Here is a 15,288-nt window from a genome sequence, read left to right on the forward strand (position 1 = left end):
GGCTATTCCTCCCGCGATGAGTGATCGTCATCTTTAGGGCGCTGTTTCTGTTGCCGCCCCAGTTCACGTACCGTCATCAGGCTGACACCGGCGACCAATCCCACCACGCCGCCCAGTAGTGCCGTCGCGGTCGTCGAAATCTCGCCGCCTTCTGGATTATGAATGAGGGGCTTTTCAGCACGCGGTGTTGGGTTCTCGACATTCGCCAGTTGGGCGATGCCTTTGGTGAAGCCAATCCCTTCTTCATTGCAGCCATAGCAAGGGTGCCCAATCCCCACCGGCCAAATCCCGCCGCCAACATCGCAAAACTCCAGTGTTGAGCAGTTGCCGTAGGTCTCCGGCCCTTTGCAGCCGAGATGATAAAGGCACCAACCCTGCCGATGACCTTCATCGCCAAACTGACGAGCAAAACGGCCCGCATCAAAGTGGGGTCGGCGCTCACAGTTTTCATGGATCAAGCGGCCATAAGCAAAGGTCGGACGGTTTTTGCTGTCCAATGCCGGTGGCCGCCCGAAGGTAATGATATGGGCCACTGTTGCCAGGAAATTATGTGGATTGGGTGGACAGCCGGGGATATTTATCACGGTTTTGCCCGGTAGTGCTGCTTGCAAACTCACCGCACCAGTCGGGTTGCCACCAGTCGCTGGCACACCGCCCCAGGCGGAACAGGAACCAATGGCTATAATCGCCGCCGCATGTTCTGCAGCTTCACGGATATGCTCGACAATCGGTTTACCCGCCACCATGCAGTAAATTCCACCGTCTTTCAGTGGAATCGACCCATCCACCACCAGCACATATTTTCCTTTGTACTGCTCGATGGCCCGGTGTTTATTCTCCTCCGCTTGCTCACCAAAGGCAGCAGAGAGCACTTCGTGATACTCCATCGAGATAACACTCAACAGCAGGTTCTCAATGGTCGGGTGAGTTGAACGTAACAGTGATTCAGTACAACCGGTACACTCCTGAGCGCCAATCCAGATAACCGGCGGGCGCTGAGGTGAACTGACTGTATTGGCAATTTCAGCGGCAGCCTTGCTGCTAAGACCCATGGTGGCCGCCAATGCGGCACAAAGCTTCATAAAATCACGACGGTTAACGCCATGCTGGGAAAGCATGTTTTTTTCCCCTGTATTATTATTCTATTGTTCACATACCCGAGATTCACAACGGGTATATCCCCATAAAAAACGTGGCTTTCTGTTAATAGTTTGTAACTCTGCAACTTTAATTAAGTTGATCTTTATCAATGGAAATTGATTGAATTAGCACGGGGGAAATATCTGTGAACTAAAACCGTTTCAGCAACTATTTCATTTGCCAGAAATTTAAAAATCTGTCAGGTAGCAATATGACGCGGGTTAATACAATTGAATATCATTAGGCCAAAAAGTGTGATTCGCTATAATGAATTTAATTAATTATTAGTTTTTTTAGTTACTTAACTAGAAACAAAAATTTCACTTTCATAAAAAATGAAATGATAAAAATTCGTAAATATAAATCTGACCTGGCAATTTATAATTAATTTTACAGCGGCACTAATATGAATTGTTAAATCTGGCAGCCATCAGATTTTTATCAATTTCATTCAGTTTAAAGATTTCTAACCGTTGTTTAACCACATATCTTGATGTTAAAAAATGGATCATGCTGAAATGGCGCATGAAATATAATGGGTTAATTATGCATTTTGTACATGATCAATTTATGGCTAAACAAGTCGTGCTATGCTTAATTTACTGGTCAATATTCAATCAGTTATATACTAAAAGGGGTGACCCAGCTCCATGCGAGTCAACGGGTTACGATCACAACACAAGGTAATACGGTCACTATCACACCATGCTGATATTTTAGTCGCACAAAAACTACCGCTCAATCTGTAAAGTTCAAGGGCAGATCAGACCGGACGGTGAAAATAGCTCTCTGACATTTTTCACCACATCCTCTTGATTAACAAAAAAAGGATTAAGGTGACTCCCGGCTATCTCTAGTGATTACTGGAACACCATTCGGCTGATTACTACACCGTCAAATGGCATTTCTGAATTTAAATATTCAAATTCTTTTCTATATTCGTCCATTAGCTGGCGGCGCAAATCAGTAATAGATATTTGACGAACTGTCTGATAATCGCGATTGGAAAGCAAACTCACCGTCGCTGCACGAATAACCGGCACCATCGCGATCACTCTCTTAACATCATCATCATCACCAGTGGCAATCCCTAATTCCAACTGCAAATAACGCTCCGATTTATTATCGTCCAGCGTAATGATCATGTTCTTAATTTCGACAAACTGAACCGTTTTTTCGCCTCGAACAAAAGACTTGCCAGTCGTTACTAACTCACGGTTTAACTTCGCCCAGAACGTATTACACCCCAACAAAGTTATAGTGGCTAATATGGCTAACAATAGAAACAACCATATTTTCAACGGAAATGTTACTTTCTTCCTGTTCATTGATAGTCCTTTATACAGTTATTAGAACCGAACTGTCATCACCTACAGTATTTGGCAAGATGTGTGCCAATACTTAACAAATTGATAATAAAAAATATTTTAAAACAACCGAAAATGGCCCTCTCAGCAGCAGAGATTGGCAGAGAGATACCCGCTAAAATATTTCCACATGATCAATATCACCGATAGAACCAACAACTTCTCCAGTTTATTAAAGACACTTTAAGCCACCATGATTTATTCTTTACTTTTCACAAAATGAAAACACATTTAGCCCCCGATAATGATGAGCATTTCTACAACTATTTACCTTGGGATGGTGCAAAGAATAATATGAAAAACGTCACTTATATCATTAATCACTGGTCAATTGACTTGACTTCAGGTTTTATCACTCACCAAGTGACACAAGAACAGAAACGCTTGGGTGAATACCAATTAAAACTGATCTCTGTGCTGCTGGAACATGCCGGTCAGATTTTATCCCGCGAACAATTAACCACTTTAGTATGGAAACGCCGGGTTATTGGCAATAACAGTTTGCCGAATGCTATTCACACTTTACGTATGGCACTGGACGACAAAAATAAGCAACAGCGTATTATTCAAACTATTCCTAAAATGGGTTATCTATTGGACACCTCCTTTTGCGAACTTATTGAAAAAAGCGCCGAAGCAGAACTTGAGTCTCCCACAGAACCAATGACCGGCGATCAGGCGCTATTTTCCTCCACCGCTCCACGACAAATAGTGGAAGCAGCAGAGCTGGCGGTTAATTCGCCTAAAAATGAACAGACTGCGACAGCACAAGTGACAATACTAGCTCAGAATAATCACGCTGTGGTGCCTATACCAGGTGTAACCCATTGCCTACAACGCATTTTTAACAGCAGACGTCTGTCAGCCAGTTTGTTGTTAGTTATCATAATTATTACCAGCTTCAGCTATTTATTACTGCAACAACAAGAGAGGCCACAATATCCCACTATCGAAAAAAAACAGGAGATGTATAACAACACCGTCTGTTCTAGTCAGCCGATATCCGATGTACGCTGAATACCACTTTTCAGATTGCCCCTTGTGTTAAGCGGCAGTGAATAATGACAATTTATCACTAGCATCAGAGTATTCAGCGCGATAGAGAGAAAAATGGTTACTGCACGTAATTGCCTGTCGATATTGTAGAGAAAACAATATCAGGCAATTACATAAATAATGTTAGAGATTTGACTTACTGAATTTATCAGCTATAAAATCATCTATCTTGGTGGCAAAAACATGATGCAACTCTTGTGATGGATGTGAGTTATCATTAAAAGAAAAATCATGCTGAATATTCAACTTACTTTTCCTCCCGAATTCAATATATCCCGAGTGATATGATATTTCATTCTCATACCCCAGCTCTTCCGCTTCAGCCAAGATATCAATCAAGTCTTTATTAATATCATAAAAATATATATTTAAATCCTTATTTTCAATATTAAGTCTATCAACCAAGAACTCCAATCTAAAATTATGAGATTTAGCGATATTTGAAATATCCTTTTGGAACTGCTTATCTTTTATCTTTTTTACACCTGGCGTAACTGAAGGGTCAGGCATCCCCATAACCACTATGTTTTTTGCTCCTTTTTTTATCATTCTATTAATATTTTTTCCTGACTACGGATAACTTTGTCAACATCTCGCTTATGGAATGTCATATAATCGTTTGAACCAAGGGATATGATAGCTAAATCATTATTTTTAAACTTAACCCCTTTAATTTGTTTAGATAAATTAGACATAAAACAGAACGTTGGATTTAATTTACTGTAGCTTGCAGAAACAGCACCACCTTCAGCTTTATTGATAACTTCAACATTCATATATAGCGGTGACGTCAGAAAATCAACCCACGTAAATCCATTGGTGAATCTGCCTTGATGATATTGCGATGCAGATGGAAGTAAACCAAAAGTTTTATTTAACATTCTGCCCTTGGAGTCAGAAAGACTATCACCAAAAACGAGCACTTTTTTAATATCCGTGGGATCACGCAGTTGAAGATGAGCATTAGTTGCTGCTATCATTTTTTGAGCTAAGGGGAATTTTTCTTTAGTCGGATTTTGTAATGCAGAACCGTCAATAACATCTTGACTATTTATCTCATTCTGATGCTGACACTGATGAGCAAAAATACGCGCTTCGTTTAAATTAATAAATCTCATAATCCCCTCAACTATTTATAGAAAAACCAGGATTGTTAATTAATAACACACATTAAGATACTGATACATATAAATAAATAAATACAACAAGACAAACATAACCCTGCTGAATACAAAATCACTTAATATATATTCATTATAGTTAGGGAATTATGGCATATACTTACAATCTATCTTTCATATTTCGCGTTTGATATTACATTTATATCTAAAATGATTCGAGTTGCAGGAGGTCAGCAACTCGGATCATTTAGGATATATTTCTATTTATTATTAAAATAATCTCAATAACTCAAAATTAATCGCAGATTTAGATCACCATTAAGCGACTTGCTTACTATCCGATAGATTAAAAACAGAAACAGCCTCTGTCAGTTGGCGAGCCTGTTCTTCCAACGAAGCGGCGGCAGCAGCAGACTCTTGTACTAATGAAGCATTTTGCTGGGTAACACTGCAACCGCCTGACCAATCTGGCTGATACCACGACTTTGTTCATCTGAAGCAGAGGCAATCTCTCCCATAATATCCGTTACATTAGTCACTGCCTGGACGATGCTGTTCATCGTTTCTCCTGCTTCAGCAACTTGTCGTAAGCCAACATCAACCCGCAACACCGATCACTGATCAGCCCTTCAATTTCCTTAGCAGCCTGCGCACTGCGTTGTGCCAAATTACGTACTTCACTCGCAACCACAGCAAAACCACGCCCCTGCTCGCCGGCTCGAGCAGCTTCAACTGCGGCATTCAACGCCAGAATATTTGTCTGGAAGGCAATACTGTTTATTACGCCGATAATATCTGCAATACGGCGTGAGCTTTCGGTAATGCTGCTCATGGTTGCGACCAAACTCAGCCATTGGCCGGCCTAACTGCCCTTCAGCCAAACGTTTAAAATGTGTTTTAATCAAATCCAGTGGACGCACCAGGAAATTAACCCAGTAACGGTCCGTTAGAAATAGAATAATAATGCCTGCGACCAATGCCGCCAGTAGTGCCTGCTGACACCATGTAACCAATAATGCGACCCGCACGGTTGCTTTATCGACGGCGGAATTGTCCCCCTCTACTGCACTACCAAACTCGCGGCTAAGGGAACGATAGTCGTGGTTAAACACACGTTGAAAATCTTCATAGCGATCTTCTTTGACCGCCTTAAACATAGGCTCTACCCCTTTACTTAATAATTCAGACCAACTTTGGATCGCTTTATCTGCCAGTAAGGGGTCTATCGCTACATGGGATTGCAGCTTAAATCTTGCTAAATCCTCTTGGGTATTTTTAAGCGCCGCACCTGCCGAAGTCAGTTCACGATCAGCATCTGCCTTTGCCCCATTTTGACGATATATTGCCGCTCGGATTAAACGAGTAGCCACACGAAAATATTGGTCATTCCCTTTATTAATAATACTCACACTCTTCTGTTGATTGGAGCTTACCTGCAAAGAATGAGTTAATTGATTAAGTGAAAATAATGTAAATATTGAGACGCCGCCCCATAACAACAAAAATATAACAAGAAATAATAACGCCATCCTGATGGTGATATGTTTTAGGAAACTCATGGGAATACCCCTACTTCTTATTTTTTAATTTATTTCCCTAATAATTCAAGGTGTTTATCGTTGATAATCTCTATGCAAAAGTCATTAATTACCAAGACTAACTGCAAAAACAGCATAAAACCACAGTAAAAGATCAGCACAACCGAGCGATAATAATAAATTGATTGATCTAGTCTATTAAAGTGTAAAGAACGATCACTTTATTTGATAGATAAATGATTAACAACTCTCGCTAGTTTCAATTAGATATGTATTTATTCTGAATATAAATACGGCATAACCTTTCCCATTAGCGGGTGGAATTACAAGCTAAAAAATCAATCTATTTACAGAACAGAGATTACCAAAAATTGCAATAACATAATTAAATCCCTCATTAAATGAGATTTGACGTAAAAAATAAAATAATAACCAAAATTCATATCAAACCATCATTAGGTGATTTACTACAAAACTTATCTACTTATCTTCTTTTATTGCTCATCTCTTGCTTCATCCGAAAAAAAGGGTGAGTGAGGATCCGTTTTATTCATAGAATACCGCGGGTATTTTGCATAACTGGCAATGGGATACGGAGCAGTCAGGAACCGTAACTTTTTTCATCATAAAACAGTGGGAAAGAGTGTAAATGCAAATAATAATTACTACCATTTAATGTTTGGCGTGATAAATTACGTCTCAGTATTTTTAAATTAGGAAGAGAACACGTCGTTATGCTCCTGATCTCGCATAAAACATCATGTTTCCTACTCACCACATTCGCCTGCCTGTGCCTTATTTTAGGGTTATCCGGCTGTAAACCAGCGGAAGAAAGCAGCATCTCTACTGCGAGCGAAAACACATCAGCCTGGTCGCGTACGGTTGAAACAGCCAAAGGGCCGGTCACACTCACTCATCAGCCGCAACGTATTGTTTCTACAAGCATTACCATCACTGGTACCTTGCTGGCGATTAACGCCCCCATCATTGCCAGTGGTGCCACTATGCCTAATACCACGGTGGCCGATGCTCAAGGGTTCTTTACGCAATGGTCAGACGTCGCACAAGCCAGGCATCTGGTTCCTATTTATCAAACGGAGCCGAATGCTGAAGCAGTTGCCGGAATGAATCCTGACTTGATTATTATTTCCGCCACCGGGGGAGATTCCGCGCTGAAGTTGTACGAACAGTTATCTGCCATCGCGCCGACGCTGGTGATAAATTACGATGATAAAAGTTGGCAGCAACTGGCGATATTACTGGGGCAGGCCACCGGTCACGAGGCCGATGCTGAACAAGTGATAGCGAAATTTACTCGTCGGGTGAATGAAGTGAAGCAAAATATTACTCTGCCACCACAGCCGGTTTCTGCTTTCGTTTATCAGGCCGCTGGTAGTACCGCCAACCTGTGGACTGACAGCTCGGCACAGGGAAAACTGCTGCAAGAATTGGGTTTCACGCTAGCCAATGTGCCGGATGCCGTAAAAGGAAATACCAGCATGGGGCACCGTAAAGATATCATTCAGTTGGGCGGGGAGAAGTTGGCTGAGGGGTTGAATGGTGAAACTGTTTTACTGTTTTCAGGTCAGCAACCGGCTGTTGATGCTTTGAAAAGTAATAAGTTTCTAGCCCATATTCCGGCCATTGAGCACCACCGTGTCTACGCGGCCGGTTACGATACTTTCCGCCTGGATTATTACAGTGCGAGTAATTTTCTCACCAGGATTGAGAGGATGTTTAAAGGCTCACAGTGAGGTTGGTCTGGCTATAGTTTAAAACCAGGCCAGCCCCCTGCTTAGGTTAAGGCGAGAATCAATCTGGCAATAAAAACAATGATCTAGCCCCGATAAAGGTAGATTTTTGCCGATGCATTCTCGTCATAATTTGTGCTAATATGCTTTGAATTAATAATGATAATCATTTACTAAAACGCGTTCACTAAAAACACGTATTGATTAAAAAAGAGTTACGATGCCAGCAACTTACTCCTCAAATTCATCGTCAATAAAATCGCCGTCATCAGCAATCATTTCAGGTGCTCAAACAGTGCGCAGGCGTGGTTTTTTACTGTTACTCAGCGTGGTAGTACTGTTATTTGTTATGGCTGCCAGCCTGGTACTCGGTGCCAAAGCGATTCCCTTTTCAGTGGTTTGGCAGAGCTTACTGGGTGAACACAGCAATGCAGACAGCATTTTAATTCTGGAATCACGCCTGCCCCGGACACTGATTGGTATACTCGCGGGGGCGGCATTGGGGTTATCGGGTGCCGTGATTCAGGCATTGACCCGCAACCCGCTGGCCGACCCCGGTATTCTGGGTGTCAATGCTGGAGCCAGCTTTGCTGTGGTTATCGGTATCCTCGTTTTCGGCGTTAATGCCATTTATGGTTATATGCTCTCTGCTTTTATCGGCGCAATGGTCACGACCTTAGTGGTGTATTGGGTCGGTTCACTGGGCGGTGGCCGGGTAAACCCTTTACGTCTGACCCTCTCCGGTGTCGCCATCGGCGCGGTGTTGATGGGGATCTCCTCAGGGATATCGCTAACTCATCCACAGATCTACGACAGTATGCGTTTCTGGCAAGCGGGTTCACTGGATATCAGAAGTATGTCCGTGGTGTTGGCTGTAGCACCGGCTATCCTTATCGGCTGCCTGATCGCTCTGTTACTCGCCCGGTCACTCAATGCCATGCATATGGGTGATGATTTAGCGGCAGCTATTGGTGCCCATATTGGGCGCACTCAATTCTGGTCGGTTATCACTATAACCCTACTGTGCGGTGCCGCTACCGCTGCGGTTGGCCCTATCGCTTTTGTTGGCCTGATGGTTCCCCATATTGCTCGCTGGATTGTCGGCCCGAACCAATGCTGGATATTGCCCTTCACCCTGGTTTTGACACCTATTTTATTACTGGTATCTGACATTATTGGCCGTTTTCTGGTGCCGGGTGAGTTACGCGTTTCTATCGTCACCGCGTTTATCGGTGCGCCGCTACTGATCTGGTTAGTTCGAAGTCACAAAAGGATGAGTGCATTATGAAACCAGCGGCGGCCACCGCATGGCTATTGGGTCGGTCAAATGGCGCGATAAATTTGCGCATCCAGCCACGCAGCCTGATTGTCAGTGGATTACTCCTGCTTGCCTGTTTGTCAGGCGCGCTGCTGGCATTAATGATTGGTACTCTGACACTATCCCCTCAGCAGGTGCTCGCGGCATTGTTTGGCCAAGTGAACGGTGCGGCGAATATTATCGTCAATCAATGGCGGCTCCCCCGTGCAGTGATAGCATTGCTATTTGGTGCCGCACTGGGAGTCAGTGGCGCAATATTTCAGTCGTTGGTACGTAACCCACTGGGTAGCCCAGATATTATCGGCTTCAATACCGGTGCTTATACCGGTGCTCTGGTGGCGATCATTTTATTTAATGGCAGCTATTTTGAGATTGCCAGTAGCGCCCTGGGAGGAGGATTGCTGGCAGCCATCGCCGTTTATCTGCTCGCTTATCGTCAGGGGATTCAAGGGTTTAGACTGATTATTGTCGGTATTGCGATAGGTGCTATGCTAACCGCATTCAATACCTGGCTGACCATCACCGCCTCTCTGGAAGCCGCGATGACAGCTGCCGCTTGGGGTGCAGGTTCGCTAAATGGCATGACCTGGGCTAAGGCTATACCCTCGCTGATTTTTATTATGATTGCGACGCTGGTTGCCCTACTGCTCAGCCGTCGTATGCCATTGTTGGAAATGGGCGATGATGCCGCCGGTGCTTTGGGTGTTCCGGTGGAGAAAACACGCCTGAGCCTGATGGCCGTTGGTGTGATTCTAATCGCAGCAGTGACGGCAGCGGCTGGGCCAATATCCTTTATTGCACTGGCAGTACCACAAATCGCACGGCGGCTAACCGGAACCTCGTCAGTCACACTCACAGCTTCTGCACTGATGGGCGCATTGCTGTTAACCGTAGCTGATCTTGGCGCACAACATCTTTTCTCACCAAATCAGTTACCCGTCGGGGTGGTCACGATCAGCATCGGCGGGCTGTATCTTATCTGGCTTTTAATCCGGGAATCTGGTCGTTCATGAGTATTGTTAATTCCGCCGCCACACACTCGCCTCGCCTGCGAGCCGATGCGCTGACCTTGGGCTATGACGGTAAGATAATCAGCAAGAATCTGAGTGTTACAATCCCTGATGGTGAGTTTACGGTGATTGTCGGCCCTAACGCCTGCGGTAAATCGACCCTGCTACGCGCGCTAAGTCGTTTGATGAAACCGCTGGCCGGTCAGGTAATTTTAGATGGCAAAAACATTACCCGCTATGACACCCGTGAAGTAGCACGCAACTTGGGCCTATTGCCGCAAAGCTCCCAAGCGCCGGATGGCATCAGTGTGTTGGATCTGGTTGCCCGTGGCCGCTACCCTCACCAAAAGTTATTACAGCAATGGACCCAAGCCGATAAACTGGCGGTGAACCATGCAATGCAAGCCACTGGAATCAGTGAACTGGCCGACAGATCCGTCGATGCATTATCAGGTGGGCAGCGCCAGCGGGTGTGGATAGCAATGGTGCTGGCGCAGCAGACACCGTTGCTGCTGCTGGATGAACCTACGACCTACCTGGATATCGCCCATCAAATTGATTTACTTGAGTTATTCAGCAATCTTAATCAGCAACATAATCATACTCTAGTGGCAGTGCTACATGACCTTAATCATGCCTGCCGTTATGCCACTCATATCATCGCCATGCGCGATGGCAAGATAGTGACACAAGGCCACCCCAGAGAGGTGATCACCGCTGATCTGGTGGAACAGGTGTTTGGAATGCCCTGTTTAATTATTGACGATCCGGTTTCTCATACGCCGTTGGTGATCCCAAAGGGGCGGTTTTAATTTCAGATCAAACAAAATCGGAGCAGGATTTTGGTTTATAACCCGCTCCCAGCAATCTATCCCCCCAACAAACACGCTAATCCATCAATCAATCCACCCCGCCAGCACAGTGAATCATGTCCACCGGCATAAACCCGGTAATGAAGTCGGTGGTCAGAGTGATGTAGCGCCTGACTCATCGCCTGATTCACTTGATAAATTACATCTTCTCGGCGGCCTGCCTCCATAAAGATATGCAACGGATGCGCAGCGCCCAATCCCTGATAAACCTGCTCAGTCAGCCACCCCTGACGTTCGGCAGTGCCTGCCGTCAATGCCTTGAAATTATCAACATCCGGCCACCAGAATGATCCGGACTGACTCAGCACGCAGCCAAATCGCTGCGGCCAGTGTAACCCGGCATATAAGGAAGCCAGGCCACCGAAACTCTGCCCTGCCACTACCGTGCGCGATGCCTGATCCGTAAATGGCTGTAAATCAGATACTTGAACTAATAGCTCGGTTTGCAGCGCTTGCCAGAAATCTTGATTGCAGGGCAGTTCCTCCGAGCGATGCGATTGGTCAATAATATCTATTAAGACATATACGCTGGCGGGCAACTTACCGGCGGCAGTTTCGTTATCCAATACACCCAATACCGGCTGATGTTGCGCCCAATACTGACCATCCAACAGAATAACCAGCGGGCGATTAGCTAAATCCTCCGTACCCGCAGTGTGATAAATCCATACATTGCGACTATTACCCAATAACAGGCTATTCCAGCGAATGAGTTGCAGCCGCCGGGGATCAGTTGGCAGAGGTTTGCCGCTGTCGGCAGACTGCCAGGCAGGTTGAGGCAAAGCATCAGCTAAATGAATGGCAGAGAGCGGCATCCCGCGATAACTATGATGAGCTGCCGTGTGATTCAACGGATCGCTTTCTGCCAGCCCCATCAGTGAGATCCACCAATTGCGTTGAGCCAGATACTGCTCTTGTGGGCTACCCGGCCGCAGCCGTAAGCAGTTTTCGGCTGTCGCGGGAATAAAGCTGTAGCTGCCGCGAAAATCAGATTCCACCTCAGTCTGCCAATACCAGATATCACTCTGGCCCAATCGCTGGAGTGTTTCAGGGTTAATACTGTGATGGTCCGTTACACCGTTGACATCGATATAGACTCGACTATAAACCGAATCACACGCTTTGCCCTGCCGGTCGCGCCATAGAAATGTCAGCTTTACTTTGCCAGTACCCATTGGCTCCATTAGCGGTGTTCCCCATTGTGCTATTTGCTGCCACCATTGTTCATGGCCCGCCGATGGGTCTTGTAACAAACGCTGGCTATCTGGATATTCACTCGCAACTGTCACTTCTGCCTCTTCATTTTATCACTCAGGCCAACGAACGACTGACCATAACAGCCTGTTTATCACTGATGGCAGCCCGATACAAAAACTCCATGTATTTAAAATTAATACACGAAAGCGAATAGTATTGAGAAGTATTACTGTTTGCAATAACATGTTTCGCGCACAAACAATTAACGTACAAATAGTTCAATAAGCCATACCGTGGCAAACACTAAGTCCGGGTGGCATCAAGAACTTGCCTTTATCAAGTTCCGATATTTTTCATTACTGTGTTCTCAGGTAGGGATAAATCATGTTTGATATTTCTGGCAATACCTTGCCAAGGAAATTGCCATTTTGCACCACAGCCTCAAAGACCTTATTATTGACCTCCACACTGATATTAATACCGGTACTGCCTGCCTCTGCTGCCACCACAGCTAAAGAGACTCATGCGGCGAAAGAAGACAAATTAGTCGTTGTCGCGAAGCCTGGTAACGGGCAGCAAGATGAAGGCTTCGTCGCCAAAAAAAGTTCCACTGGCAGCAAAACAGATACGCCGCTGATTCGAACGCCACAATCAGTTTCAGTCATCACCCGCCAGCAAATACAAGATCAAGCCGCAACCTCGGTGGCACAAGCGCTGCGCTATACCGCAGGCGTGGTACCGGAGTATCGCGGCGGCTCCAATATGAATGATGAAGTGATCATTCGTGGCTTTGGCTATGCCCCCCGTTTTCTTGATGGCCTAAGCTATAATTCTCTGGGCGGGGCGCGGCGCGGCGGCCAAATTGCCCCTTGGTTGTTGGAGCGGGTTGAAGTAGTTCGTGGTCCAGCGTCGGTATTATATGGGCAGGTAAATCCCGGCGGCCTGATCAATATGGTCAGTAAACGCCCAACAGCAGAAAGCATTCATAAGGTGCAGGTAAGTGCCGGTAACAATAGCCTGGCAGCTGCCACTTTTGATTTTGGTGGCGTGCTGGATGATGAAGGTAAAGTCCTTTATCGCCTGAACGGACTAGGCAGAACACAAGATGACGCCGTTAATAGCTTCAAACAGGAACGTTTTGCTATTGCACCGGCATTGACCTTTATTCCCAATGAAGACACCACGTTCACCTTACTGACCAGCTACCAGAAAGAACCGCAAGCAGGTTCACGTAATTTTCTGCCAGCCACCGGTACCGTATTTGGTACTGCTTATGGTTATATTCCATACGATTTTAACGTCAGTGATCCGTCATTTGACCACTCAGAGCGCGAGCAGACCTCAGTCGGTTATGCGCTTGAGCATTACATCAATGACACCTTTAAATTCCGCCAGAACCTGCGCTACAGCTACAACAAACAAGATTATAGCTATCTGGTGTTTATGAATTTACTGGCTGATAACCGTACCATGACCCGCCGCCCACAAATCGAACGCCAAACAACGGCTGAATTCGCCGTTGATAATCAGCTACAAGCCGATTTCTGGACCGGTCAACTGAACCATACCGTGCTGACCGGGTTGGATTACAAACGCAGCCGTATCGACAGTCAGTTCTATATGGGTACCGTGCAAACTAAATATAATCTGGATTGGGTGTCACCGGTTTATGGCCTGAACATTCGGGAAAGTGATTTATCACTTAACAGTAATGATCTGACCAAACTTGATCAGGTGGGTGTCTATTTACAAGATCAGATCGAACTGGATAAGTGGAACTTCCTGTTATCCGGCCGATACGACTGGTCACAGTTGAAAACCCTGAGCCGCAAAAACGCCATGCAGGATCAACAAGACGATCACGCTTTCACAGGGCGCGGTGGCATATTGTATGCTTTTGATTCTGGCATCTCGCCTTATGTCAGCTATAGCACCTCATTTGAGCCAAGCACGGCCAAAGGCGCACCAGGAACCGGCGCACTGGACCCAGTCACGGCCCGTCAGGTGGAGATCGGCGTCAAATATCAGTCGCCGGGAAGCAGCACCTTGCTGACCACTGCGCTGTATGATTTGCGCCAGAAAAATATCAGCCAATATGATCAGATTCTGGCCTATAACGTGCCAATCGGGGAAATACAATCTCAGGGTATCGAAAGCCAATTAAACAGTGAGATTAACGATAATATCAACCTGATTGCCGCTTATACCTACACTATTGGTAAAGTACGCGAAACCAAAACAGCAACTGAACGGGGTAAAATGCCCGCGCGGACACCAAACCATTCGGCTTCGCTGTGGGGTATGTATACCTTTGATAAAGGTGTGGTCGATGGCTTATCCACCGGTATTGGTGTCCGTTATATCGGTACCAGTTGGGGGGATGCGAAGAACAGTTTTAAAGTCCCGGCGGTTACGCTGTATGACTGGATGATGCGCTATGAACTCGGCCAGGCATTGCCTTCACTGCAAGGCACCAGCTTACAAGTTAACGTCAACAACCTATTCAACAAGGAATATGTTGCCAGTTGCGCCCAGACAGCGGCTTGCTTCTACGGCAGTGGCCGTGTCGCTACCGCCACAGTCAGCTACTCCTGGTAAGTACCCTGCGGTTTAATATCACTACCGCGCCAGTTTATTGGGCTGGCGTGGGTTTTAACCCAATAACGTGCAAATGATAAATTAAAGAAAAGTAAATTCTCGCCTCAATTCGGCTTGCTTTAAGACTTACCTTTAAAATTAATCAAGTAAACTCAGCGAACTAACCCTTATTGACTCCTGCGTAACTCCACGAAACCACTCTAAAAACAGAGAGATGGTCCTATACTCGTTAGCTGGTCATTTAACACTATTTTTTATCCAGGTAAAAACATGCCAGCGTTTATAGCGACATCTGGCCAAACCTCAGTATAAAGCTGAAC

At 45.4% G+C, this 15,288-nt stretch carries 11 protein-coding genes and 2 pseudogenes; 6 read left to right on the forward strand and 7 right to left on the reverse strand.

What is annotated here, in order from left to right; translation table 11 throughout:
- Positions 1-2: 2 nt before the first annotated feature.
- The gene (gene hybO, locus YALDO0001_RS10860; protein WP_004703028.1) at positions 3-1,118 is read right to left on the reverse strand and encodes a hydrogenase 2 small subunit; all 1,116 of its coding nucleotides are present in this window, start codon (positions 1,116-1,118) and stop codon (positions 3-5) included.
- 882 nt (positions 1,119-2,000) lie between these two features.
- Positions 2,001-2,468 (reverse strand): flagellar basal body-associated FliL family protein, encoded by a 468-nt coding sequence (locus tag YALDO0001_RS10865; protein WP_042839809.1) that lies wholly within the window; start codon positions 2,466-2,468, stop codon positions 2,001-2,003.
- 333 nt (positions 2,469-2,801) lie between these two features.
- Here YALDO0001_RS10865 and YALDO0001_RS22520 point away from each other — a divergent pair.
- Positions 2,802-3,221 (forward strand): annotated as a pseudogene (locus YALDO0001_RS22520) (winged helix-turn-helix domain-containing protein); the annotation flags it as partial.
- A gap of 465 nt (positions 3,222-3,686) precedes the next feature.
- Here YALDO0001_RS22520 and YALDO0001_RS21915 read toward each other — a convergent pair.
- The 4 genes and pseudogenes from YALDO0001_RS21915 to YALDO0001_RS22210 all read right to left on the reverse strand — a co-directional run bounded on the left by YALDO0001_RS21915 (position 3,687) and on the right by YALDO0001_RS22210 (position 6,243).
- Entirely contained in the window at positions 3,687-4,112 is a 426-nt protein-coding gene (locus tag YALDO0001_RS21915) for an SGNH/GDSL hydrolase family protein (protein ID WP_071986398.1), read from the reverse strand.
- Entirely contained in the window at positions 4,109-4,681 is a 573-nt protein-coding gene (locus YALDO0001_RS21920) for an SGNH/GDSL hydrolase family protein (RefSeq protein ID WP_004703037.1), read from the reverse strand. Before YALDO0001_RS21920 ends, YALDO0001_RS21915 begins: the two co-directional genes overlap by 4 nt.
- Positions 4,682-5,002: 321 nt before the next feature.
- Positions 5,003-5,528: pseudogene (locus YALDO0001_RS22525) on the reverse strand (methyl-accepting chemotaxis protein); the annotation flags it as partial.
- A complete protein-coding gene (locus YALDO0001_RS22210; protein ID WP_071986399.1) occupies positions 5,413-6,243 on the reverse strand; it encodes a Tar ligand binding domain-containing protein in 831 nt (276 codons plus the stop codon). The gene YALDO0001_RS22210 and the pseudogene YALDO0001_RS22525, both read right to left, overlap by 116 nt.
- Before the next feature lie 713 nt (positions 6,244-6,956).
- Here YALDO0001_RS22210 and fepB point away from each other — a divergent pair.
- The 4 genes from fepB (at position 6,957) to YALDO0001_RS10900 (ending at position 11,113) form a co-directional block, all read left to right on the forward strand.
- Positions 6,957-7,976, forward strand: coding sequence for a Fe2+-enterobactin ABC transporter substrate-binding protein (fepB, locus tag YALDO0001_RS10885; protein WP_004703044.1), 1,020 nt, complete (start codon positions 6,957-6,959; stop codon positions 7,974-7,976).
- A gap of 217 nt (positions 7,977-8,193) precedes the next feature.
- Positions 8,194-9,261: a Fe(3+)-siderophore ABC transporter permease gene (fepD, locus tag YALDO0001_RS10890; protein WP_042839811.1), complete on the forward strand. Its 1,068-nt coding sequence runs from the start codon at positions 8,194-8,196 to the stop codon at positions 9,259-9,261.
- On the forward strand, positions 9,258-10,304 hold the full coding sequence (fepG, locus tag YALDO0001_RS10895) for an iron-enterobactin ABC transporter permease (protein WP_042839812.1): 1,047 nt from the start codon (positions 9,258-9,260) through the stop codon (positions 10,302-10,304). Before fepD ends, fepG begins: the two co-directional genes overlap by 4 nt.
- Positions 10,301-11,113, forward strand: a complete 813-nt coding sequence (locus YALDO0001_RS10900; protein WP_042839814.1) for an ABC transporter ATP-binding protein — start codon at positions 10,301-10,303, stop codon at positions 11,111-11,113. Before fepG ends, YALDO0001_RS10900 begins: the two co-directional genes overlap by 4 nt.
- Before the next feature lie 56 nt (positions 11,114-11,169).
- Here the strand turns inward: YALDO0001_RS10900 and fes are convergent, their stop codons facing one another.
- The gene (gene fes / locus YALDO0001_RS10905) at positions 11,170-12,462 is read right to left on the reverse strand and encodes an enterochelin esterase (RefSeq protein WP_004703052.1); all 1,293 of its coding nucleotides are present in this window, start codon (positions 12,460-12,462) and stop codon (positions 11,170-11,172) included.
- A gap of 292 nt (positions 12,463-12,754) precedes the next feature.
- Between fes and YALDO0001_RS10910 the strand changes: the two genes are divergently transcribed.
- Entirely contained in the window at positions 12,755-14,968 is a 2,214-nt protein-coding gene (locus YALDO0001_RS10910; protein ID WP_004703054.1) for a TonB-dependent siderophore receptor, read from the forward strand.
- Positions 14,969-15,288: the final 320 nt, after the last annotated feature.

Origin of the sequence: Yersinia aldovae ATCC 35236 (assembly GCF_000173735.1) — a bacterium.
Lineage (GTDB): Bacteria > Pseudomonadota > Gammaproteobacteria > Enterobacterales > Enterobacteriaceae > Yersinia > Yersinia aldovae.